Raw genomic sequence first — 23,653 nt, 5'->3', positions numbered from 1 at the left:
GACTACAGACCTCGGGGATCGGCGACAACAGCGTGACGGGATTGCGATTCGGAGCGCGATTCGGAGCGTTCGGCGGCGGCCGCGTGCTTCTGCTTCAGGAAGGCGGCGAGCCCCGAACTGCCCCTGCCGGGGAGTTCGTTGCGGCGACCGCCGTCCCGCCCGGCACCGGAACCGGCACCGGAGGCGGAGCCGCCCGGCGGGCCTCCGGCCGTACCAGCGCCGGAGCGCCCGCCGACGGAGCCCGGACGCACGCCGCTCCTGGAGGGAACGGACCGTGCGGCCTGCGCCCCGCGCGTGCGCGGACCCTGCCCGTACGGGGCGGGCGCCGCGCAGAACGCACAGCGGTCACCGATGAGTTCGAGACCGCACCAGTGGCACTCGTCCCGCCGCACGGACGACACCAGCCGGTAGAGCACGGAGACGTCGGGGATCGCGGCGGCGAACTCGACGAGCCTGCCCGTCCCCCACCAGGCGGACGACTCGTCGGGGAGATAGGTCTCCTGGACGTCGCCCACGCGCCACTGCGGTGCCAGCGAGGAGGAGACCCACTGGGAGTTGAGCTGGCCCCGGGCGACGGTGAGATGCGTGGGGAACTGCGGCCCGGCGAGCGTCGCCCTCAGCCCCGCACCGGAACCGGACGCGCCGCCCGTGCCCGCTCCGCCGCTGCCGCCCGCGCTGTCCGTACGGACGAGCTGAGGCGTCGGCGCGGCCAGCACGGCGAACTGCGCCCTGGGATTCCAGGACTTGGCGTTCGCGGTCAGGGAGCCGGGCAGATGGTCGAGCTTGGCTACGGAGTTGAGCAGTGCACCCGCGTAGATGTAGTGCGCCAGCAGCCGTACGGACGCGCCCAGCACGCCGGGGCTGAACTCGCACAAGGAGAGCTGTCTCAACTGCCGCACGAGTACGGCCGTACCCAGAGGCGGCAGCGACGTCGGCATCAGCGCGATGCGGTCGCTCTCCAGCACCGAGCGGATCGCGTGCAGCCTGTGCAGGAAGGTCTTGGGAAGCGTGGTGGGGTGCACGACGACGACATGGCCGTGCAGTTCGACCAGCCGCTGCGTCTCCGCGAGCGCCACGTCGAAGGCCTGCTCCTCGGGCGGCTGGAAGGTGTACGCCCGCGGGGTGTTCCGGTCGGGCGGCGGCAGCATGTGACTGTGGCTCGTGACTGCTATCGCAGTGGTCATCCCCGCCCCCGAGCTCCCAGTCGGGCCATGAGGCCCGAGTACCCGACCGCCAAGTTGATCTGACGACATCACACCTTACGGGCGCGGACCCGCCCTCGGAACAGCTTCGCCCCGGCTGCTGCCCCTGCCATACCCCGCCCCGTCCGCGGATCAATCCGCCGCGGCGGCCGGTACTCACTTAGCTACAGTTCCGCCCCGGCGGCCCGCCTCCCATGCCGTACGGGCGTCAACGCCCCTACCAGGGAATCTCCTTCACCTGCTGCACACAAAGCACGATGAAGAGCATCCCGGAGACGAAGAGCATCACATTGCTCACGATTCCATTGCGCCATTGTTTCGGCGTACGGCTGGAGTTGAGCAGCCACATCAGCGTGAGCGCCAGGAAGGGCATGAAGAACGCGCCGAGCACGCCGTAAGCCACGACGAGCGCGAAGGGCTGGTCCAGCCACAGCAGCGTCATCGGCGGGAACGTCAGCCACAGCAGATACGCGCGGAAGGGCAGCGAGGTCTCGCGCTGACCGGCGGCGACGGCGCGCACCGGGTCGTCCTCGCCCTCCTTCGCGCCCTCGCTCTCCTTCGGGCCCTCGCTCCCCGCGTCACGGGCGGCACGCAGCCGCTCGACGAAGTCGGCGAACATCAGGCTCACGCCCTGCCATACGCCGATCAGCGACGTGAACGACGTGGCGAAGAAGCCGATGAGGAAGAGCGTGGAGGTGAAGCCGCCGAAGCGGTCCTCGAGCACCTTGTCGAGGTCGGCGAGGCCCTTGTCGCCCTCGGCGATGGCGATGTTGGTGGAGTGCAGCAGCTCCGCCCCGACGATCAGCATCGCCACGACGAAGATGCCGGTGGTGATGTACGCGACGCGGTTGTCGAGCCGCATCATCTTCATCCAGCTGCTGTCCGTCCAGCCCTTGGCGTTCACCCAGTACCCGTACGCGGCCATGGTGATGGTGCCGCCTACGCCGCCGATCAGCCCGAGGGTGTAGAAGAGCGAGCCGTCCGGCAGCACGGGCGCCAGTCCCGCGAAGCTCGCGCCGATGTCCGGCGATACCCGGATCGCGACGTACACCACGACCACGAACATGATGCCGATCAGCACCGTCATGACCTTCTCGAAGACGGCGTACCGGTTGAACCAGACGAAGACGAGGCCGATCAGCCCGGTGATGATCGCCCAGCCCTTGAGGTCGAGCACGCCGGGGAAGAGCGCCTCCAGGGGCAGCCCCGAGGAGGACATGGCGGTGCCGCCGTAGACGAAGCCCCACACCACGACGTAGACGGCGAAGTAGACGGTGGTCCACGGCCCGAGCGAACGCCAGCCGTCGAAGATCGTGCGCCCTGTGGCCAGATGCCAGCGGCCGGTCGCCTCGGCGAGCGCGATCTTGACGATGCAGCCGATCACGGCGGCCCACAGCAGGGTGTAGCCGTACTTGCTGCCTGCGATGAGCGTGGCCACCAGGTCGCCGGCGCCGACGCCCGTCGCGGCGACGACGATGCCCGGACCGACAAGCTTCCAACTGGCCTTGCGTACGGGCGGAGCCGACGGACCCTCCGGGTCTGCCGGGCCGCTCGGTGTGGAGGCGGATTCCCCGCTCTGCCTGCTGTCCTCGGTTGCCATCTCAGACCGCCTTCGTGCTCGTCCCCGCAAAGAGGTCCTGCCGGGGCGCATCCAATCCCCGACGGACGATCAATACAAGGGCACCGGCGGGCGTCAAAGCCCTTGACAACCCGATTGGTCTGGACCATCTTGTCAGCGAAGCGCAGGGCCCCGCGCACCACACCGAGCACCTTTCCTCCCCATCTCCCCCCACCACGGAGGCAGTTGTGGCACGCGCAACATTCCCTTCCAGCTCGTTCAAGCGCCCGCGCGTACTCGCCGCGGTCACGGTGGCGGCACTCGCGGTCGGCGGCATGGTCACGGTCGGCACCGCGAGCGCGGGTCCCGCCGGCGACGGCGGTGCGGCCACCGCCAAGAAGGCGAGCAGCCCGGCCGTGGGCGCCTCGGAGGTCCCCGCACACGCCGTGACCGGCTACTGGCAGAACTTCGACAACGGCGCGAAGACCCAGAAGCTCTCCGACGTGCCCAAGGACTACGACATCGTCGCCGTCGCCTTCGCCGACGCCACGGGCACCGCGGGCGAGGTCGACTTCAAGCTGGACCCCGCGACGGGCTACAGCTCCGAGGACGACTTCAAGGCCGACATCAAGTCCCTGCACGACGCGGGCAGATCGGTCATCGTCTCGGTCGGCGGCGAGAAGGGCGCGGTCAGCGTCTCCGACGACGCCTCGGCCGACGCGTTCGCCAAGAGCATCACATCGCTCATGGACGAGTACGGCTTCGACGGAGTCGACATCGACCTGGAGAACGGCCTCAACTCGACGTACATGACCAAGGCGCTCGACGCGATCCACGCGAAGAAGAAGGACGTCGTGGTCACGATGGCGCCGCAGACCATCGACATGCAGTCGCCGGAGAAGGAGTACTTCAAGACCGCGCTCAACATCAAGGACTATCTGACCGTCGTCAACATGCAGTACTACAACAGCGGTTCGATGAACGGCTGCGACGGCAAGACCTACGCACAGGGCAGCGTCGACTTCCTCACCGGCCTCGCATGCGTACAGCTCGAAGGCGGCCTCGACCCCTCGCAGGTCGGCATCGGCACCCCCGCCTCGTCGAGCGCCGCGGGCTCCGGCTACGTCGAGCCCGGCGTGGTGACCGACGCCCTGGACTGCCTGGCCAAGGGCGAGAAGTGCGGAAGCTTCAAGCCGGAGAAGAAGTACCCCGGCATCCGCGGCGCGATGACCTGGTCGACCAACTGGGACGCCTCGAACGGCAACGCCTGGTCGGGCAAGGTCGGCCCGCACGTCCACAAGCTGCCGTAGCCGAAGGGCCGTTGAGGCCGTCGGGGACCGCTGGAGCTGCTGTCGGGGCTGTCGGGACCGCTGCCCCACGTCTGCCCCTCAGCTCTCCCCCCTCGTCTGCCCCTTCCTCCCCGTACTGCTGCGGGGTGTCCCCCACCTCCCCGTACGCATGCGACGCCCCCCGGACCTGCCGTCCGGGGGGCGTCGTCCGTCCTGGGCCGTGCGCCGGAGTGCCCGCCGGCCGGCGCCGTGGTGCCGCCGCACCACGCCACCGGCCCGCGGCTGCCGGGCTCCGTACTGCGGCCCGACGCTTACGGCTTGGGCAGCTTGCAGTCCGGCAGGCTCAGGTCCACCTTGTTGCCCTTGGCGACGCAGCTCGTGAGGGTGTGGGTCTGCTGCCCGTAGGCGATGCCCTCGTGGACGGTGACCTTGCCGTCCTTGTCCACCTCACAGGGGTTGTTGAGGGTGCACTCCTCGCCGTCCTCGTTACGGGTGTTGTTGATCCCGAGGATCTTGCCCGTGGAGTCGTCGATGATCGGGGAACCCGATGTGCCGCCCTTGGTCTCGCACTCCTTCGTGTAACGGATCGAGTCCTTCATCGTCCAGCCGTCCTCGCGCAGTTCGGGCACGAACGCGTCGACGGAGCAGCTGTACGTCTCCTTCCAGTATCCGGAGACGACGGTCATGGCGGTGCCCTCCTTGGGGTGCTCCGCCTGGACCTCCAGCGGGTCGATCTTCGTCTTCTCCTTGATCTCCTCATACGTGGAGTCGAGTTCGTAGAGAGTGACGTCGGTGTCCGTCATCGTCCCGTAGGCGATCTTCGTGGACGTCAGCTTGCCCGCGTCGTCGCCCTTGGCGTCGAGCAGGGTGAAGTCACGCTTGACGTCCTCGTCGACGATGACCTGGCCGGGCTCCGGCATGCCTGCCTCACGGCAGTGGCCGTTGGTGAGCACCAGGCCCGGGTCGGACGCCTTGGACTCGGGCATCTTCACAAGCGCGCCCGAACAGTTGCTGAGCGCGACGGTGCCCGCGAAGTCGGGTGCCGCCTTCGCCTCGGCCTTGGCCTTCGCCTCGGGGGCCGGTGCGGCGGTGGCGGGGGACGCGACGACCCCGGCGGCAGCGGCGGCTCCGAAGAAGCCCGCGGCCAGGGTGACGACGAGAGGTTTCTTCATGGTGGGGGGTTTCCTCTCCTTCACCGAATCTTGTTGCGGTGATTCGTTGGGGGTGACGCCGTGCATTCTTGGTGCAGATGCGTCACCCCCACAAGACCCCAACGGCGCCCCCAGAAACGGAAGATGAGGTTCCGTACGGGGGCGCCGGGCGCGTTTCGAGGCGTTCTCGTGTTCGAGCGCTGTGTGTGCGGGTGACCGCGCGATTGCGCGTCTCAGCGGTTTCGCGTCTCCGGGGTCGCGCGTCTCACTCGTCGACGCGCAGGTCCCGCTAGACGAAGGGGCTCACCGCCGCGGCCACGGCGAAGCCCGCCACCGACAGCACGGACTCCAGCACCGTCCAGGACTTCAGGGTGTCCCGCTCCGAGATGCCGAAGTACTTCGAGACGATCCAGAAACCGCCGTCGTTGACGTGCGAGGCGAAGATGGAGCCCGCGGAGATCGCCATGATGACCAGCGCGGTGTGCGCCTGCGAGTAGTCGCCCGAGGAGAGAAGCGGAGCGACGATCCCGGCGGTGGTCACGATCGCCACCGTCGCCGAGCCCTGCGCGACGCGCAGCACCAGCGACAGCAGATACGACAGCACAATGACGGGCAGGCCCGCGTCGCCGAAGGTGTCGGCCAGCGCCTGCGCCACGCCGCTGCCGTCGAGCACCGCACCGAAGACCCCGCCCGCGCCGACGACCAGCAGGATGTTGCCGATCGGCTTCAGCGAGGCGGTGGAGACGGTCTCCAGCGACTGGCGCGACCAGCCGCGCTTCAGGCCGAGTTGCCAGTACGCCAGCAGCAGCGCGATCGTCAGCGCCACGAAGGGATGCCCGAAGAACTCCACTACGGAACGGAGCGTCGAGGGGTCCAGCGCGATGGACGAGAACGTCGCCAGGAGGATCAGCAGCAGCGGCGTGCCGATGATGCCGAGCACCACGGCCAGCGAGACGGGGCGTTCCGTGGAGACGCCCGCCGCCTTCTGCTCCGCCGCGACGGCCGCCTTGGCCTCCTCCGCCGCCTCGACCATGTCGTGCGGCACCTCGACGAAGAGCCGGTTGCCGATCCACGCCGCGTACGCCCAGGCCGCCAGCACGGCGGGGATGCCGGTGACGACGCCCATCAGGATGATCCAGCCGAGGTCGACCTTCAGCAAGCCCGCGGCCGCCACCGGTCCCGGGTGCGGCGGCAGGAACGCATGCGTCATGGAGAGCCCGGCGAGCAGCGGCATCGAGTAGAGGACGATCGACTTGCCGGAGCGCTTTGCGGCGGCGTAGACGATCGGTGCGAGCACGAAGATCCCGACGTCGAAGAAGACCGGGATGCCGAATATCAGGCCGGTCAGGCCCATGGCCAGCGGCGCGCGCCGCTCGCCGAACAGGGCCAGCAGCCTGCTGGAGAGGGCCTCGGCTCCACCGCTGACCTCGAGTATCGACCCGAGCATGGTGCCGAGGCCGATGATGATGGCGACATGGCCGAGGATGCCGCCCATGCCGTCCTCGATGAGGGAGACGGCGTCGGACTTCTGCACGGTGCCGAAGAGTTCGGTCACCGACAGCCCGGCGGCAAGGCCGACGGCTATGGAGACGCCCAGCAGCGCCACGAAGGGCTGCAGCCGGACCCTGATGATGAGGAAGAGCAGCAGCAGGATTCCCAGGGCGGCGACGGTCAGCAGACCTGGGGTGCCGCCTATGAGGGCGAGCAGACCGCCGGTGTGGGGTGGCGCCTTCTCGGGCGCGGATGCGAGCAGCAGCATGGTGGGCCTCGGGGTTTCTGTGTCAACGGCTCGTGTTCTGCGGGGGGTTGGGACATGCGGAGGGGGTTGGGGAGGTGGCGGCGTTCCCGGCAATGCCGGTACGCCGGCGGGGCAGGCAGTGCGCCTGCGGGCTCAGTGCGCCTGCGGGCTCAGTGCGCCTGCGGGCGCCTCAGCCGAGCACGGCGAGCGCGTCGATCTCTACGAGCAGCCCGGCGGGCAGCCCCACGTAGACGGTCGTACGGGCTGCGGGCGCCTCGGTGAGGTCCGCGAAGAACTCGTCGTAGATCTGGTTGAACTCGGCGAAGTGGGCCGTGTCGGTGAGATAGACGCGGATCATCACCGCGTCCTCCCAACTCGCCCCGCCCTCCCGGAGGACGGCTTCGACGTTGGCGAGGGTGCGCAGCGTCTGCTCACGCAGCCCCGGCCCCACCGGGGCGGGCGCCTGGCCGGGTGCCGCGGGCGCGAACCCGACCTGCCCGGCGACCTGGAGGATGTTGCCCTTGCGCACGCCGTGCGAGAACTTCGCGGGCGGTGTGGTGTGCGTGGGCGGGGTGACGGCCGTCTTGGCCGGGTTTCCGCCGTGCTCGTCGCTCATGGATGCCGTTCCTTCTCCGGGGTGTTCAAGGTCTCGTTCGGGTCTTGAGGGGCTTTCCGGGACCCTGAGGGGTCCCGACTGCCGCGTCTCCGGGGGCTCTTGGGTCTCCAGGGGGCTGATCTACGGGCTGCTCTGGGGGCGCTCGCGGCTCTCCGGGGTCCTCCCGGAGTACTCGTCGCTGATGGCCTCGGCCGTACGACGCACCAGCGGGAGGAGGGTGAGGAGTTCGTCGGCGCTGACGACGACGTTGGGCGCCGAGACGGACATCGCGGCCACGGCCCGCCCGTCCGGCCCGCGCACCGGGGCGGCGACGCAGTTGATGGACTCCTCATGGCCGCCGAGGTCGGTGGCCCAGCCCTGTTCGCGCACCTTCGCCAGCTCGGCGAGGAAGGCCGTGGCGTCGGTGATCGAACGGGCCGTGTAGCGGGGGTAGTCGAGACGTTCCGCGAGCGACCGCCGCTCCTGCTCGGGCAGATCGGCCAGCAGCAGCTTGGCGACCGCGGCGACCGTGATCGCGACGGGCTTGCCGATGCGCGAGTACATCCGCACCGGGTAGCGGCTCTCGACCTTGTCGATGTAGAGGACCTCGTCCTCCTCGTGCACGGCGAGATGGACCGTGTGCCCCGTCCGCTCGTTCAGTTCGACGAGGTGGGGGTGGGCCGTCTCGCGCACGTCCAGGTTCTCCACGGCCTGCTGTGCGAGGGCGAAGAGCCGCGCGCCGAGCCGGTATCTGTGGTCGGGCTGGCGGTGCACGATGCCGTGCTCGTGGAGCGTACGCAGCAGGCGCAGCGCGGTGGACTTGTGCACGCCGAGCCTGTTCGCGACCTGCTCGAGGTTCGCCGGTCCCTCGGCGAGCAGGGGAAGGATGCTCAGTGCGCGGTCGACGGTCTGGCTCATCTGACGTTCGCCTTCTGTGTGTTCCACCCGGGGCCGAGGCGCAGGGTCCCCCACGCCTCGTCGTCCAGCGCCGCCAGCCGGTCGGCGACCTCGCGCTCCGGCGGCTCCGCGAGATCCCCCGGTACGGTCAGGGCCGCGGCGGCCATGAGGTGTCCGTGACGCAGCCGCTCCCGTACGGACAGTCCGCGCAGCGTCGCCGAGATGAACCCGGCGGCGAAGCCGTCGCCCGCGCCCACGGCACCGGCCACGTCGATGTGCAGCGCGGGGACCGAGTGGACGCCGTCGCCGCCGGTCCCGTCGTGATCCGCCATGTCGCCTCTCGCCCCGCTGCCTCCGTCGTCGCCCCGTACGAAGGCGGTCGCCCCCGTAGCGCCCTGCTTGACGACGAGCACGCCCGGCTCGGGCAGCCGCTCCCTGATCGCATACGGACCGCCCGTGACGCCCCAGGCGGCCTCCGCCTCGTCCTCGCCCACGAACACGAGGTCGCAGCCGCGGGCGAGTTCGAGCAGCACTCCGGGTCCGGGCCCCGCGCCGGGGGCGGCTGGTCCGTCCGGGCCCCGATCCCAGAGCCCCACCCGGTAGTTGACGTCGAAGGAGACGAGCGGCCGGTGCGCACGCGCTCCCGTGAGCACCCGCATCAGCTCCAGGCACCCCGGTGACAGCGCGGCGGTGATGCCGGTGAGATGCAGCACGTCGGCGTCGTCCACGGCCGCGAGGTCCACGGTCCGCGGTGACATGGCCGAAGCGGCCGATCCCGCACGGTAGTAGACGACTTCGGCGGTGCCACCGCCCGTCGCCGAGCGCCCGTCCGGGCCGCCGTCCGAAGTCCGGTCCGAGTCCCGGTCCGAGCCCCGGCCGGAGTTCCCGCCCGGGGCGCCGAGCGGGTCGAGCCCGGTCGGCCGCTCTCCGTCCGTACGGAAGTAGATCCCGGTCGGGCGCCGCGGATCACGCCCGACGGTCCCGACGTCGACTCCGCGCGCCGCGATCGTCTCCAGCAGATGGTCGCCGAAGCCGTCCGCCCCTACGCGGCTGATCCAGCGCACGGAGTGCCCCGAACCGGCAAGCGCGCAGGCCACGTTGGACTCGGCGCCGCCGATGGCCCGCTCGAAGGACGGTACGTCCGCGAGCCGTCCCGCCCGCGAGGGCAGGAACGTGACCATCGATTCGCCGAGGCAGACGACCTCCGGCCTCTCCACTGTCCGCACCGTTCGTATCCGCTCCCTTGTCGATTGACGGGTGTTCGGCGGGATGCTAGACAGCTCTGAGCGAAATACGCAATGCAGGTTGCAGTCACTGCAACGGCACTGGGCGGCAACTCACTAGCACGCAGGACCGCCGAACCGCATCACCCGGGCACGGGCCGCCCCGCACACTCGTCGCCCCGTCCCAGCCGCCCTACGCACCCAGCCGCCCCTACTCACGGAGCAGGAGTCCCCATGGCCGCCGCGGACCCCCTCGCCCCACTCGCCTCGGAGCATGTGGACCACCGCTTCAAGGGGCTGCCCCCGGACGCCGCGGGCACCACCGTGGCCGCGCTCACCGCCGAGCACCGCAACCTGTTCACCGGCGGCTTCACCACACCGGTGCTCGCCCTCTCCGCCGAGCGGCTCCAGCACAACCTCGCGCTGATGGAGACGTACACCGAGCGCCACGGCCTCGCCTTCGCCCCGCACGGCAAGACGTCCATGGCCCCTCAGCTCTTCCACCGCCAACTCGCCCACGGCGCCTGGGGGATCACGCTGGCCGTGCCCCATCAGGTGCGTGTGGCGAGGGCGTTCGGGATTCCGCGGATCTTCCTCGCCAACGAGCTGGTCGACCCCGCCGCGCTGCACTGGATCGCCCAGGAGCTGGGCACCGACCCGGACTTCGGCTTCGTCTGCTACGTGGACTCCACCGAGGGCGTGGCCCAGATGGACGCCGCGCTCGCCGAGTCGGGCGCCGTGCGCCCCGTCGACGTCGTGGTCGAACTCGCCGCCGGTGAGGGCGCCCGTACCGGAGCCCGTACGGAGGCCGAATGCGAGGCGGTCGCCGACGCGGTGGCCGCGGCGCCCACCCTCCGGCTGGTGGGAGTCGCCGGCTACGAGGGCGAAGTCCCCGGCGCCACCCCGGAGTCGGTCGCGGCATGGCTGCGCCGGCTGACGGTCCTCGCCGCAGAGTTCGACGCCGGGGGCCGCTTCGCCGGGCTCACCGAGATCGTGGTCAGCGCGGGCGGCAGCGCCTGGTTCGACGCCGTCGCCGAGGTCTTCGCCGAACTCCCGCCGCTGTCCCGTCCGTTGCTGAAGCTGCTGCGTTCCGGTGCCTACGTGTCGCACGACGACGGCGCCTACCGCGAGAAGACGCCGTTCAACCGCGTGCCCGAAGAGGGCGCTCTCCAGGCGGCGTTCACGCTCTGGGCGCAGGTCGTCTCACGTCCCGCGCCGGACCAGGCGTTCCTCAACGCGGGCAAGCGCGACGCGGCCTTCGACCTCCATCTGCCGCAGCCGCACACGATCCGCTCCACCGACGGCTCGACGCGCCCCGCGGACGGCGTCACGGTCACCGCCCTCTCCGACCAGCACGCATGGGTACGTACCGAGGCGGGCGCACCGGTCGAGGTCGGCGAGTGGGTCGGCCTCGGCCTCTCCCACCCCTGCACGATCTTCGACAAGTGGCAGCTCATCCCCGAGACGACGGCGGACGGCACGGTCACCGGCTATATCCGCACGTTCTTCTGACGCACCGCGGCCCGACCGCGAACTGAGCCGAAGGGACGCCCCGATGGATCTCCTCATCCGCAACGCGGACGTCGTCGACGGCTCCGGTGCGACCGCCCCGTACCGCGCGGACGTCGCCGTCGACGGCGGCCGCATCACTGCCGTCGTCCCCGAGTCCGCGGGCGGGAGCCGCCCGTTCGGCGCCCGCCGCGTGCTCGACGCGACGGGCCTCGCCCTCGCCCCCGGCTTCATCGACATGCACGCCCACTCCGACCTGGCCCTGCTGCGGGACCCGGACCACTCGGCCAAGGCCGCACAGGGCGTCACCCTCGAAGTCGTGGGCCAGGACGGCCTGTCCTACGCGCCCGTCGACGACCGCACCCTCGCCGAGGTACGCAGCGCCATCACCGGCTGGAACGGCAGCGCACCCGGCGACTCCTCCGTCGACTTCGACTGGCGCACCGTCGGCGGCTATCTGGACCGCGTCGACCGTCAGGGCACCGCCGTCAACGTGGCGTATCTCGTACCGCAGGGCAGCGTCCGCATGCTGGCCGTCGGCTGGGACGACCGGCCCGCGACTCCCTTGGAGATGAGCGAGATGCACCGCCTGGTCGCCGAGGGCCTGGAGCAGGGCGCGGTCGGCATGTCGTCCGGGCTGACCTACGCGCCCGGCATGTACGCCTCCGACGCCGAACTCACCGAGCTGTGCCGCACGGTGGCCTCATACGGCGGCTACTACTGCCCGCACCACCGCTCCTACGGCAAGGGCGCCCTGGAGGCGTACGAGGAGATGATCACGCTCGCGCACGAGGCGGGCTGCGCGCTCCATCTCGCCCACGCCACCATGAACTTCGGCGTCAACAAGGGCCGTGCCCCCGAGCTGACGGCCCTCCTCGACCGTGCGCTCGCGGGCGGCTCGGACATCACCTTCGACACCTACCCGTACACCCCGGGCTGCACGACCCTGGTGGCGATGCTGCCGAGCTGGGCGAGCGCGGGCGGCCCTGAGGCGATCCTGGCGCGGCTGTCGCACGATGAGACCTGCCGGCGCATCCGGCATGTGATGGAGGCCGAGGGCTCGGACGGCTGCCACGGCGTGCCCATCGACTGGGAGACGATCGAGATCTCCGGCGTCTCCGAACCGGCGCTGTCCGGCTACGTGGGAGCCACGGTCGCGCGGTCGGCCGCCGAGAGGGGCGAGGAGCCCTTCGTCACCGCCCGCCGGCTGCTGATCGAGGACAGGCTGGGCACGACGATCCTCCAGCACGTGGGCCACGAAGAGAACGTGCGGCACATGATGCGCCACCCCGCCCACACCGGAGGCAGCGACGGCATCCTCCAGGGCGGCAAGCCGCACCCTCGCGCCTACGGCACCTTCCCGCGCTATCTGGGCCACTACGTAAGGGAGTCGGGCGTCCTCTCCCTCCAGGAGTGCGTCGCCCGTCTCACCTCGCGCCCCGCGTCCCGGCTGCGGCTCCCGGACCGCGGCCTGGTACGGGAGGGCTACCGGGCGGACCTCGTGCTCTTCGACCCGTCGACGGTCGCAGCGGGCGCCACCTACGAGCAGCCGCGTGTACTGCCCGTCGGCATCCCCTTTGTACTGATCGACGGCCGCTTCGTCATCGACGACGGGAGCCGCACGGACGTACTCGCGGGCCGCGCGGTCCGCCGCACGCCGTTCAAGGGCGGCGGCGCGGGGGGCGGTACCGGCAAGTGACGGCCGCCGCCGGGTTCACGCGTACACGAGTACGCCCGCCCGGCCCGCGGCCCTACGCGTGCTGATACGCCACCAGCGAGATCCCCACGTAGTGCACCACGAACGCGGCCAGCGTGAACGAGTGGAACACCTCGTGGAAGCCGAACCAACGCGGTGACGGATTGGGCCTCTTGATGCCGTAGACCAGACCGCCCACGCTGTAGAGCACGCCCCCGGCGATCACGCACACCAGCACCGCGATGCCGCCCTCGCGCAGGAACGCGGGCAGATAGAAGACGGCGGCCCAGCCCATCGCGATGTAGCACGGCGTGTAGAGCCACCGCGGGGCGCCGACCCAGAACACCCGGAAGGCGATGCCGAACAGGGCCGCGGCCCACACTCCCCACAGCAGCGGCGAGGCACCGCCGTCGGGCAGCAGCAGGATCGTCAGCGGGGTGTAGGTCCCCGCGATGATCAGGAAGATGTTCGCGTGGTCGAGCCGCCGCAGCACGGCGGTGGCACGCGGCCCCCACTCCCCGCGGTGGTACAGCGCGCTCACTCCGAAGAGCAGACAGGCGGTCAGGGTGTAGACCCCGCAGGCGATACGGCCGCGGGTGCTGTCGGCGAGCGCCGTGAGAAAGATCCCGGCGGTGAGCACCGCGGGGAACATCCCGGCGTGCAGCCAGCCGCGCAGCCGCGGCTTGATCAGCGCGGGGATCGCGGCGGCGCCCTTGGACGCCGCCGAAGTCACGGCAGCCGCCGCCGACTCCAGCGACGCGGAGGCGGAACCCCCGGACGTGGCCTTCTGTTCCGGCTGTTCCGGCTTCTCGGTCCCGTCCGCGCCGCTCTCGAAGTCCGCGCGGTTCGGGGCCTCGTGCGGAAGGGGCGCGTCAGTCATACGGCCCATGGTAGCTACGGATCGGTAACCGTCGACCCTGCTCTTTCGTGAACGCATGCCGCTCATCGGAGTGGTGATGGACACATCCTTTCCATCTGGACAGGCGGCCGTTACGCTCACATGCTCAGAGGAGCAAGGGTGACACCGGATGAGCGAGCCGCGCAGACGCACCAGCCCAGCACCACCACGAACGCATCCGGGTCGCGGCCCCCAAGGGGCGAGTTGAAGCACGAGACAAAAAATGCGGATACCAGTGCAGTTATCCGTCGAACCCTCAACGTCTGGAGAGATCGTGGCGCGCAGTTCTGCGGCTCCCGCCATCAACCCCGTTCCCACCCGCCACCAGGAGCTGGTCTCCTGGGTCGAGGAAATCGCCGCTCTCACCGAACCGGACCGCATCGTCTGGTGCAACGGCTCCGAAGCGGAGTACGAGCGCCTGTGTGAAGAACTCGTCGAAAAGGGCACGTTCACCAAGCTCGACCCGGTGAAACGGCCCCACTCCTACTACGCCGCCTCCGACCCCAGCGACGTCGCACGCGTCGAGGACCGTACGTTCATCTGCTCCGAGAAGGAGGAGGACGCCGGTCCCACCAACCACTGGAAGGCCCCCGACGAGATGCGGGCCGTCTTCCAGGGCGAGAACGGGGAAGGGGGAATCTTCCGCGGCTCCATGCGCGGCCGCACCATGTACGTCGTCCCGTTCTGCATGGGACCGCTCGGCTCGCCGCTCTCCGCGCTGGGCGTGGAGATCACCGACTCCGCCTACGTCGCCGTCTCCATGCGCACCATGACCCGCATGGGACAGCAGGTCCTCGACGAGCTGGGCGAGGACGGCTTCTTCGTCAAGGCCGTGCACAGCGTCGGCGCACCGCTGGAGCCCGGCGAGCAGGACGTGCCCTGGCCCTGCAACTCCACCAAGTACATCTCCCACTTCCCCGAGACCCGTGAGATCTGGTCCTACGGCTCGGGCTACGGCGGCAACGCCCTGCTCGGCAAGAAGTGCTACGCGCTGCGCATCGCCTCCGTGATGGCACGCGACGAGGGCTGGCTCGCCGAGCACATGCTCGTGCTCAAGCTCACGCCGCCGCGGGGCGAGTCCAAGTACGTCGCCGCCGCCTTCCCCTCGGCCTGCGGCAAGACGAACCTCGCCATGCTGGAGCCCACCATCAAGGGCTGGACGGTCGAGACCATCGGCGACGACATCGCGTGGATGCGCTTCGGCGAGGACGGCCGTCTGTACGCCATCAACCCCGAGGCGGGCTTCTTCGGCGTCGCGCCCGGCACCGGCGAGCACACCAACGCCAATGCCATGAAGACCCTTTGGGGCAACTCCGTCTTCACCAACGTCGCCCTCACCGACGACGGCGACGTGTGGTGGGAGGGCATGACGGAGGAGACGCCCGCTCATCTGACGGACTGGAAGGGCAACGACTGGACCCCCGAATCCGGGACTCCGGCCGCCCATCCCAACGCGCGCTTCACCACACCGGCCGGGCAGTGCCCGATCATCGCGCCGGAGTGGGAGGACCCCAGGGGCGTGCCGATCTCCGCGATCCTCTTCGGCGGGCGCAGGGCCTCGGCCGTACCGCTGGTCACGGAGTCCTTCAGCTGGCAGCACGGCGTCTTCCTCGGCGCCAACGTCGCCAGCGAGAAGACCGCCGCGGCCGAGGGCAAGGTCGGCGAGCTGCGCCGCGACCCGTTCGCGATGCTGCCGTTCTGCGGCTACAACATGGGCGACTACTTCGCCCACTGGGTGAAGGTCGGCAAGGACGCCGACCAGGAGAAGCTGCCGAAGATCTACTACGTCAACTGGTTCAAGAAGGACCAGGACGGCAAGTTCGTCTGGCCCGGCTTCGGCGAGAACAGCCGCGTACTGAAGTGGATCGTGCAGCGCCTCAACGGCGAGGCCGAGGGCGTCGAGACGCCCATCGGCGTGCTGCCGACCAAGGAGTCCCTCGACCGGGACGGACTCGACATGACCGACGCGGAGCTGGACTTCGTGCTGGAGGTCGACAAGGAGGTGTGGCGGGACGAGGCGTCGCTGGTGCCCGAGCACCTCAACACCTTCGGTGACCACACGCCGAAGGAACTGTGGGACGAATACCGCGCGTTGGTCGAGCGCCTGGGCTGACGCCCCGGGCTTCGGTCCCGTCCGACGCGGCCGGCGCCCCTCATCCGCTTCGCATCACGCGAGCGGGTGGGGGGCGCCGTTCGTTTGCGCGGGGATCGAGGCGGCGGGACAGACTGGGCGGTCAGGCGGCGGTGAGGCCCAGCGCCGTCGCGTGGAAGTCACGGCAGTGCGTCGCCACGACCATCGCCGGCTCGTCGTCCCGGTACGTGGCGATCACGACCGCATGGCCCGCGAGAGTGTGCGCGCGGTGGTGCAGCGAGTCGATGTGCGCGGGGTCGGCGACGCGCGTCGACGGTGCCGCACGCAGCGGCTCGGCACGTAGGCGGGTGATCTGAGCCGCCAACTCCTCTGCCGCCTCGTCGAGTTCTTCGGCGGGGGTGAGGGCGCGCAGCTCGTCGGTGACCGTCAGCAGCGCGGTGAGGTGCCCGGCAAGGCGGATGTCCAGCTCCTCTTCCCGGGTGCGATGGGGGAAGGACGCCTCGGCCATGGCATGCACCGACTTGCTGCGGATCGGTTCGTACATGGTCGGGCCTCCTGCGTCGCGTCGCCTGGATGCCAGCCTAACTTAGACTCCGTCTAAAGTTGAGCCGCGTACATAAAAGCGCAAGAAGACACAAGAAGACACACGTGATGCGCTTGAAACCCACGGCGGGTGAGTGCGAGGGCGGGATGGACGGGGCCGCGGGGTCCCGGGTGGTTACGGCTGGCTGTAGCCGTCCAGGAAGTTCCCGATCCGGGTGACCGCGTCCTGGAGTTCGCTGACCGGGGGCAGGTTGACGATGCGGAAGTGGTCCGGATCGGGCCAGTTGAATCCCGTACCGTGGACGATCATGATCTGCTCGGCCCGCAGCAGGTCGAGGACCATCTCCCGGTCGTCCTTGATCTTGAAGACCTTGGGGTCGAGCCGTGGGAACGCGTAGATCGCGCCCTTCGGCTTCACACACGTCACACCGGGGATCTGCGTGAGCAGATCGTGCACCATGTCGCGCTGCTCCAGCAGCCTGCCGCCCGGCAGCACCAGGTCGTTGATCGACTGCCGCCCGCCGAGCGCGGCGGCCACCACGTGCTGTGCGGGCATGTTCGCGCACAGCCGCATGTTGGCGAGGATCGTCAGACCCTCGATATAGCTCTGCGCATGGCCCTTCGGACCGCAGACGGCCATCCATCCGCTGCGGTATCCGGCCACCCGGTACGCCTTCGACAGGCCGTTGAAGGTGACGGTCAGCAGATCGGGGGCGATGACGGTGGTGGGCGTGTGCGTCGCGCCGTCGTAGAGGATCTTGTCGTAGATCTCGTCGGAGTAGACGATCAGGCCGTGCCTGCGGGCGATGTCCGTGAGACCGCGCAGGATCGCCTCGTCGTAGACCGCGCCCGTCGGGTTGTTGGGGTTGATGACGACGATCGCCTTGGTGCGGTCGGTGACCTTCCGCTCGACGTCCGCGAGGTCGGGCATCCAGTCGGACTGCTCGTCGCAGCGGTAGTGCACCGCCGTGCCGCCGGAGAGGGAGACCGAGGCGGTCCACAGCGGATAGTCGGGGGCCGGTACGAGGACCTCGTCGCCGTCGTCGAGCAGCGCCTGCATCGCCATCTGGATCAGCTCGGAGACGCCGTTGCCGAGGTAGATGTCCTCGACGGAGAGTTCGATGCCCTGCGTCTGGTAGTGCTGCATCACCGCGCGGCGGGCGGAGAGCAGCCCCTTCGCGTCGCCGTAGCCATGGGCCTCGCCGACGTTGCGGATCATGTCCTCGAGGATCTCGGGCGGGCACTCGAAGCCGAAGGGCGCCGGATTGCCGGTGTTGAGCTTGAGGATGCGATGGCCTGCCGCCTCCAGCCGCATCGCCTCCTCCAGGACGGGGCCCCGGATCTCGTAACAGACGTTTGCGAGCTTCGCCGACTGGATCACCTGCATTCCGCCACCTTACGGGCGGGTCTGTCACGTGGCCACGTGTTATTGACCACCTCCGCTCCCGGGACGAACCACATCTTGACACCACGGCTCTTTTGGGAGTCACTGTCAAAAGACATCGACCCTCGGAGTTCGCCGTGAACACAACACCCGACCCACGCCGCTGGTGGGCGCTCGCCGCCCTCGGCGCGAGCATGCTCGTGCTCGGATTCGACCTGACGATCCTCAACGTCGCCCTCCCCGCACTCGGGCGCGAACTCCACGCCGGCACCGGGGAGTTGCAGTGGATCGTGGACGCGTACATCGTCGTCTTCGCCGCCGCGATGCTGCCCGCGGGACTGCTCGGCGACCGCTTCGGACGGCGGCGGCTGCTCGTCGCCGGGCTGGCGGTCTTCCTCGTGGCCTCGCTCCTCGGCGGGCTCGCGGACAGCGCGGCATGGGTCGTCGTGGCCCGTACGTTCATGGGCCTGGGCGCCGCACTCGTCACGCCGCTCGCGCTGTCGGTGCTCCCCTCGCTCTTCACGGAGGAGGCCGAACGCACCAAGGCCGTCGGCATCATCACCGCGTCGGTGGCGGGCGGCATGCCGCTCGGGCCGATCGTCGGCGGATGGCTGCTCGACCACTTCTGGTGGGGATCGGTCTTCCTCGTCAACGTGCCGCTCGCGGCGCTCGGCATAGCCGTCTGCGTAACGCTGCTGCCGGAGTCGCGTGATGAGTCGGCGCCCCGAGTGGACGTGCTCGGCGCCGTGTTGAGCATCGCGGGCCTCGGTGCGCTCGTCTTCGCGATCATCGAGGGCCCGGCACGAGGGTGGAGCGATCCATACGTCGCCGGTACGGGAGCCGGATCGGCGGTGCTGCTCGCGGCGCTCGTGCTGCGGGAGCGGCGCGTGGAGAGGCCGATGCTGGACCTGGCGCTGCTGGCGCGGCCCGCGTTCGGACGGAACGCGCTCGTCGCCACGGTGATCACGCTCGTACTGGCGGGGCTGCTGTTCGTACTGCCGCAGTACTTCCAGGCGGTGCTCGGCGTCGACGCGTTCGGCACGGGGCTGCGGCTGCTTCCGCTCATGGCGGGACTGCTCGTGGCGGCACGCGCGGCGGGGGCGGCGTCCGCCCGGCTGGGTACGCGCCCGGTGATCAGCGCCGGGCTGGTGGTGCTGGCGTTCGCGGCGTTCCTCGGCGCCCGTACCGACGTAGACGACGGATACGCGCTGGCCGCGACTTGGCTTACCGTCACGGGATTCGGCGTCGGCTTCGCCATGGTGCCCGCGATGGACGGCGCGCTGGCGGCGCTGCCGCCGGCACGCGCCGGAAGCGGCTCGGGGCTGCTGATGACCGTGCGTCAGACGGGCGCGGCCGTGGGCATCGCGGTGCTGGGCAGCCTGCTGTCCGGCACGTACACGGCGAGGCTCGCCACGGACGGACTGCCACCGGCCGCGGCCGACGCCGCCGGGGACTCGGTGATCGCCGCACACGCGGTGGCCGCACGGCTGGGCTCCGAGGCGCTCGCGGCCTCGGCGGACGCCGCCTTCGTGGACGGGATGACGCGGGTGCTGTGGGTGTGCGGACTGGCGGCGCTCGCCACGGCGTTGGTGACGGCGCTGCTGCCGGAACGGGGACGGGGAACTGAACCGAAGGCACCGCTGCCGGAGCCCGAGGCAGGCCCGAAGCCGGGATCGGAACCGGGTCCGGGATCGGAACCGGGTCCGGGATCGGAGCCGGAGCCCGGAACGGAGCCGGGAACAGGGCCCGAAGCAGGCCCGGACCACCTCTCCCTCCCCGGCGCATAGCTGGCCCCGCATGACGCGATGGCCGACAATGAGGCCCATGGCCCCCGCCGCGCGTACCGAGTCCTCCGCCGTGCCCGCCTCCCGTCCGGGCCTCCGGGAACGGAAGAAGATCAAGACCAGGCAGGCGATCCGGAAGGCCGCCTACCGCCTCTTCGACGAGCAGGGCTACAGCGCCACTTCGGTCGAGCGGATCGCGGAGGAGGCGGAGGTCTCCCCCAGCACGGTCTTCCGCTACTTCCCTACGAAGGAAGACATCGTCCTCTCCGACGAGTACGACCCGCTGCTGCACGACGCCCTGCTGGCCCGCCCCGCCGACGAGCCGCCGGTGACCGCGCTGCGCCGCGCCATGCTGGACGTACTCGCTCAGGCCATGGCGCAGGAGCCGGGGCGCGAACCGGCCGAGGCACACCAGCGGATGCGGCTCGTGCAGGAGGTGCCCGCGCTGCGTGCCCGTATGACGGAGCACATGTCGGTCACGGGCCGGTTGCTCGCGGGCGCGCTCGCCGACCGCACGGGGCTGGCCGCGGACTCCTTCGAACTGCGCGTGCTGACGGGGGCGTTGCTCGGCGCCCTCGCCGAGGCCATGTTCTGCTGGAGCGAGAGCGACGACGAGCCGGACGTCATCGCCACCGTCGACCGGGCCATGCGCCTCGTCGAGGGCGGGCTCGACTCCGCGGTGGGCGGCTCAACTTCGCAGTGACCGCTCCAGCACCTCGGGATCGCCGGTCGGGGCGTCGCAGGTGAAGTTGCGGCATACGTAGGCCGCGGGGCTGCCGTTCAGCAGCGTGCGGTCACGCAGCAGCGGCACGTCCAGCGCCGCCTCGGAGCCCGGTTCGCCCAGCGCGACCACCGCTCCGGGCGCGGTCGCCAGCAGCGCCGTACGGTGCAGCGTCTCCGTACCGGGATCGGCTTGCGGCCCGACCACGGCGACCTCCTTCGGGCCGTCCAGGGCCGCCTCGGCCGCCGCCAGGCCCCAGCCGATGAAGCGCGGGGCGCGCGGCGCCAGCGCCCTGACGATCCCGAGCGCCCGCTCGGCGGCCTCGCGATGGCGCGAACTGCCGGTGTAGGCGGCGTAGGAGAGCAGGGCGTGCGCGGCGGCCGTCCAGCCCGAGGGTGTGGAGCTGTCCGTGGGGTCCTGGGGGCGGCGGATGAGGGCCTCGGCGTCGTCGGCGGTGTCGTACAGGGTGCCGTCGGGGTCGGTGAAGTGGATGAGCACGATCTCCAGCAGCCCGCCTGCCCGCTCCAGCCAACCGGCGTCCCCCGTAACGGAGTAGAGGCTCAGGAACCCCTCGGCCACGTCCGCGTAGTCCTCCAGCACTCCGGTGCTCGGACCGGCCGTCCCGTCGCGCGAGGTGCGCACGAGGCGGCCGTCGTCGCGCAGATGCACCCGCGTCAGCAGCCGGGCGGCGGCGGAGGCGGCCTCGACCAGGTCGGGGCGGTCGAAGTAGGCGCCGGTCTCGGCGAGCGCGGCGACGGCGAGCCCGTTCCAGGCCGCCACGACCTTGTCGTCACGCTCCGGGCGCGGCCTGTGCTCGCGGGCGCGCAGCAGCCGCTCCCGTACGGACGCCACACGGGAGGCGTCCGACAGCCCGGCGCCGTCGCGGAGTTGGAGCACGGAGGCGCCCTCCTCGAAGGTGCCCTCGTCGGTGACGCCGTAGTACCCGGCGGCCCACTGTCCGTCCTCCTCACCGAGCACGTCGGTCAACTGGGCCGGTGTCCATACGTAGTACGCGCCCTCACGGTGGCGGCCGTCGCCGTCGTCGCTGTCGGCGTCGAGCGCGGAGGCGAACCCGCCCTGGGGAGTGCCCAGTTCGCGCACCATGAACTCCGCGGTCTCCAGGGCGACCCGGCGGGCCAGTCCGGAGCCGGTGCTCCGCCAGGCGTGTGCGTAGACGCGGCACAGCAGGGCGTTGTCGTAGAGCATCTTCTCGAAGTGCGGCACGACCCAGCCGGCGTCCACGGAGTAGCGGGCGAAGCCGCCGCCGAGCTGGTCGTAGACGCCGCCGCGCGCCATCGCCTCGCAGGTGGCCTGCGCCATCTCCAGCGCGCCGTCGGAACCGGTGCGTGCGTGGTGGCGCAGCAGGAACTCCAGCGCCATGGACGGCGGGAACTTGGGCGCACCGCCGAACCCGCCGCGCTCGGCGTCGAATTCGCGCGTCAGCTCCAGCAGGGCGTTCGCCAGTTCCTCGGGACCGGGCGGCTGCGGCTGCTCGTAGCGGATTCCGCGACCGGCCAGGTCCCTTACGATCCGTCCGGCCACGTCGGCGACCTCCTCGCGCCTGTCCGACCAGGCGGTGGCGACGCCCTCCAGCACCTGCCGGAAGGAGGGCATGCCGTGGCGCGGCGCGGGCGGGAAGTAGGTGCCGAAGTAGAAGGGCTCGGCGGCGGGCGTGAGGAAGACCGTCATGGGCCAGCCGCCCTGGCCCGTGGCCGCCTGCACGGCCTCCATGTAGACGGAGTCGACGTCGGGGCGCTCCTCGCGGTCGACCTTCACGGAGACGAAGTGGTCGTTGAGGTATGCCGCAGTGGCCTCGTCCTCGAAGCTCTCGTGCGCCATGACATGGCACCAGTGGCAGCTCGCGTATCCGACGCTGAGGAGCACCGGCACCCCGCGCCTGCGGGCTTCCTCGAAGGCGGCCTCCGACCACGGCCACCAGTCCACCGGGTTCTCGGCGTGCTGGAGGAGGTAGGGGCTCGTCTCGTCCGCGAGTCGGTTCGCCATATCTCCATCGTGCATGACGGGACACCCCCGGCGCGTACCGCGTGCCGGGCCGCGGGACCACGGCCGGTACAGGCCGCCGGGGGCCGCCGCGTGGGACCGCCGCAGCGCCGCCCCGGGGCCGCTCTGGCGTGGCCGCCCCGGGGAGGTCAGGGCTCAGAGCTGGGCGCGTGCGCCCCCCGTCGCCTCCCAGCCCGAGACCGCCAGCGCGCGGTAGGCCGCGTAGTGGCTCGCCGGGTCGCCCGAGTCCGCCCACGGCATCGCGCCGACGTAGCCGTCGACGACGCGCAGCGCCTCCATGGCCTCCCCGTACCGCTCGGCCCGTACGAGGAAGCAGACCAGCAGATGCAGCACGTGGGGGCGCACGGGGTGGTCGGCGTCGACCTGGTCGACCGCGAACTCGGCGGCCTCGACGGCTTTTTCGATCTCCGCGCTCTGGTAGAGGCCGCGCACCACGTTCACCTCGGGCAGATGCTCGTACGCGGCGAAGAGCGGCAGCGCGGGCAGCAGCGTGCCCTCGGGTGCGTTGGCGGCGGCGGTCTGGGCGAAGACGTCGGCCTCGGCACGCGAGCCGCAGCCCTTCTCCGACCAGTAAGGGAGGGCCGCCAGATGAGCGCCCATGTGGTTCGGGGCCTTGCGGCGCAGCGTCGCCCACAGCTCCTCGAAGTCGGCCCGCCGGTAGGACAGCCGCCGGGCGACGAAGAGTTCCGTGATGTGCGGCGTGGGGTCCTCGGGTGCCAGCCGGGCCGCCTCCTCGCAGACCGTACGGGCCTCCTCGAGGATGATGCGGTGGTCCGCGGAGGAGGGGTCGGCGAGGGCCTGCCAGACCAGGAACTGCGCGTACACCTGGGCGCCGCCCGGGTCGCCGGGCTGCTGGACGCGCCACTCGCGCAGCCAGCGGGCGTCACGCGCGCCCGGCTCCTTGCTGAAGGAGACACCGCCGCCGGGGCCGCCCTTTGCGTCCGCCGGTGAGTCGGGGGCGCCGAGGGCGCGTGACCGGGCGAGTTCCATCGCCGCCGCGCCCGCCATCGACTGCACCCGCTGCCAGCGCAGCTCCCACTCGTCCCCGGTCAGCGCCAGCAGCCGTGCCACCGGCTGCCAGTCCTGGGTCTGCTGCGTCTCCTCCAGCGCCTCGACGAACTCGTGGTCGGGGCCCGGCAGCCGGACGTCGAGCTGCTCGGTGGGTACGAAGCCGTATCCCGCGCCGGGGTCGACCGCGCGGGAGACTCCGTGCACCGACTGGAGCCGCTGTCTGCGGCGGCGCAGCGCGGGCGCGATCAGGACGCCGAAGATGGCCGTCAGTGCGATCAGCACGAGCAGGGCTTCCATTGCTGCTGTCTCCCCGTATGTACGCGTTCGGACGGTGCGGGCT

Annotated in this window: 18 protein-coding genes; 6 read left to right on the top strand and 12 right to left on the bottom strand. The window is 70.6% G+C overall.

The genetic code is table 11. The annotated features are described in order from the left end of the window. Nucleotides 1-2 precede the first annotated feature (2 nt). Both MMA15_RS18500 and MMA15_RS18495 read right to left on the bottom strand, forming a co-directional pair. Nucleotides 3-1,184: a hypothetical protein gene (locus MMA15_RS18500; protein WP_241061188.1), complete on the bottom strand. Its 1,182-nt coding sequence runs from the start codon at nucleotides 1,182-1,184 to the stop codon at nucleotides 3-5. A gap of 235 nt (nucleotides 1,185-1,419) precedes the next feature. Then, complete coding sequence (locus MMA15_RS18495) at nucleotides 1,420-2,802, bottom strand: Nramp family divalent metal transporter (RefSeq protein WP_241061186.1); 1,383 nt, start codon at nucleotides 2,800-2,802, stop codon at nucleotides 1,420-1,422. 293 nt (nucleotides 2,803-3,095) lie between these two features. Between MMA15_RS18495 and MMA15_RS18490 the strand changes: the two genes are divergently transcribed. After that, on the top strand, nucleotides 3,096-4,070 hold the full coding sequence (locus tag MMA15_RS18490; RefSeq protein ID WP_372498355.1) for a chitinase: 975 nt from the start codon (nucleotides 3,096-3,098) through the stop codon (nucleotides 4,068-4,070). A gap of 290 nt (nucleotides 4,071-4,360) precedes the next feature. Here MMA15_RS18490 and MMA15_RS18485 read toward each other — a convergent pair whose 3' ends face one another. The 5 genes from MMA15_RS18485 to MMA15_RS18465 form a co-directional block, all read right to left on the bottom strand. Continuing rightward, entirely contained in the window at nucleotides 4,361-5,221 is an 861-nt protein-coding gene (locus MMA15_RS18485) for a trypsin-like peptidase domain-containing protein (protein ID WP_241061184.1), read from the bottom strand. A gap of 268 nt (nucleotides 5,222-5,489) precedes the next feature. Beyond that, nucleotides 5,490-6,959, bottom strand: a complete 1,470-nt coding sequence (locus MMA15_RS18480) for a GntP family permease (protein WP_241061182.1) — start codon at nucleotides 6,957-6,959, stop codon at nucleotides 5,490-5,492. Between the two features lie 169 nt (nucleotides 6,960-7,128). Beyond that, complete coding sequence (locus MMA15_RS18475) at nucleotides 7,129-7,554, bottom strand: RidA family protein (protein WP_241061180.1); 426 nt, start codon at nucleotides 7,552-7,554, stop codon at nucleotides 7,129-7,131. Between the two features lie 120 nt (nucleotides 7,555-7,674). After that, nucleotides 7,675-8,451 carry an IclR family transcriptional regulator gene (locus tag MMA15_RS18470; RefSeq protein ID WP_241061178.1) on the bottom strand — a complete coding sequence of 259 codons (777 nt, stop codon included), beginning with the start codon at nucleotides 8,449-8,451 and terminating at the stop codon, nucleotides 7,675-7,677. Next, nucleotides 8,448-9,611 (bottom strand): sugar kinase, encoded by a 1,164-nt coding sequence (locus MMA15_RS18465; protein ID WP_241063283.1) that lies wholly within the window; start codon nucleotides 9,609-9,611, stop codon nucleotides 8,448-8,450. Before MMA15_RS18465 ends, MMA15_RS18470 begins: the two co-directional genes overlap by 4 nt. A 276-nt stretch (nucleotides 9,612-9,887) precedes the next feature. Here MMA15_RS18465 and MMA15_RS18460 point away from each other — a divergent pair, with 276 nt between their 5' ends. Then, nucleotides 9,888-11,165, top strand: a complete 1,278-nt coding sequence (locus MMA15_RS18460) for an alanine racemase (RefSeq protein WP_241061176.1) — start codon at nucleotides 9,888-9,890, stop codon at nucleotides 11,163-11,165. Between the two features lie 43 nt (nucleotides 11,166-11,208). Then, nucleotides 11,209-12,861 (top strand): N-acyl-D-amino-acid deacylase family protein, encoded by a 1,653-nt coding sequence (locus tag MMA15_RS18455; protein WP_241061174.1) that lies wholly within the window; start codon nucleotides 11,209-11,211, stop codon nucleotides 12,859-12,861. A 52-nt stretch (nucleotides 12,862-12,913) separates the two neighbouring features. Here MMA15_RS18455 and trhA read toward each other — a convergent pair whose 3' ends face one another. Beyond that, nucleotides 12,914-13,591 (bottom strand): PAQR family membrane homeostasis protein TrhA, encoded by a 678-nt coding sequence (trhA, locus tag MMA15_RS18450; RefSeq protein ID WP_372498354.1) that lies wholly within the window; start codon nucleotides 13,589-13,591, stop codon nucleotides 12,914-12,916. Between the two features lie 439 nt (nucleotides 13,592-14,030). Between trhA and MMA15_RS18445 the strand changes: the two genes are divergently transcribed. Next, nucleotides 14,031-15,869, top strand: a complete 1,839-nt coding sequence (locus tag MMA15_RS18445; RefSeq protein WP_241061172.1) for a phosphoenolpyruvate carboxykinase (GTP) — start codon at nucleotides 14,031-14,033, stop codon at nucleotides 15,867-15,869. Between the two features lie 121 nt (nucleotides 15,870-15,990). Here the strand turns inward: MMA15_RS18445 and MMA15_RS18440 are convergent, their stop codons facing one another. Both MMA15_RS18440 and MMA15_RS18435 read right to left on the bottom strand, forming a co-directional pair. Then, a complete protein-coding gene (locus tag MMA15_RS18440; RefSeq protein ID WP_241061170.1) occupies nucleotides 15,991-16,392 on the bottom strand; it encodes an SCO4983 family protein in 402 nt (133 codons plus the stop codon). A gap of 174 nt (nucleotides 16,393-16,566) precedes the next feature. Then, nucleotides 16,567-17,778: a pyridoxal phosphate-dependent aminotransferase gene (locus tag MMA15_RS18435; RefSeq protein ID WP_241061168.1), complete on the bottom strand. Its 1,212-nt coding sequence runs from the start codon at nucleotides 17,776-17,778 to the stop codon at nucleotides 16,567-16,569. Between the two features lie 191 nt (nucleotides 17,779-17,969). Between MMA15_RS18435 and MMA15_RS18430 the strand changes: the two genes are divergently transcribed. After that, nucleotides 17,970-19,562 (top strand): MFS transporter, encoded by a 1,593-nt coding sequence (locus MMA15_RS18430; RefSeq protein WP_241063281.1) that lies wholly within the window; start codon nucleotides 17,970-17,972, stop codon nucleotides 19,560-19,562. A 37-nt stretch (nucleotides 19,563-19,599) separates the two neighbouring features. Then, nucleotides 19,600-20,262: a TetR/AcrR family transcriptional regulator gene (locus tag MMA15_RS18425; RefSeq protein WP_308290561.1), complete on the top strand. Its 663-nt coding sequence runs from the start codon at nucleotides 19,600-19,602 to the stop codon at nucleotides 20,260-20,262. On the opposite strand, the gene MMA15_RS18420 is transcribed toward MMA15_RS18425, so the two are convergent. Continuing rightward, nucleotides 20,248-22,284 carry a thioredoxin domain-containing protein gene (locus tag MMA15_RS18420; protein ID WP_241061164.1) on the bottom strand — a complete coding sequence of 679 codons (2,037 nt, stop codon included), beginning with the start codon at nucleotides 22,282-22,284 and terminating at the stop codon, nucleotides 20,248-20,250. The two genes, MMA15_RS18425 and MMA15_RS18420, sit on opposite strands and share 15 nt — an antisense overlap. Nucleotides 22,285-22,437: 153 nt before the next feature. After that, complete coding sequence (locus MMA15_RS18415; RefSeq protein WP_241061162.1) at nucleotides 22,438-23,610, bottom strand: hypothetical protein; 1,173 nt, start codon at nucleotides 23,608-23,610, stop codon at nucleotides 22,438-22,440. Nucleotides 23,611-23,653 lie beyond the last annotated feature (43 nt).

This window comes from Streptomyces marispadix, from assembly GCF_022524345.1.
Lineage (GTDB): Bacteria > Actinomycetota > Actinomycetes > Streptomycetales > Streptomycetaceae > Streptomyces > Streptomyces marispadix.
Note: the sequence above shows the minus strand (reverse complement) of the source record. Positions and strands in the feature narration are given on the sequence as shown.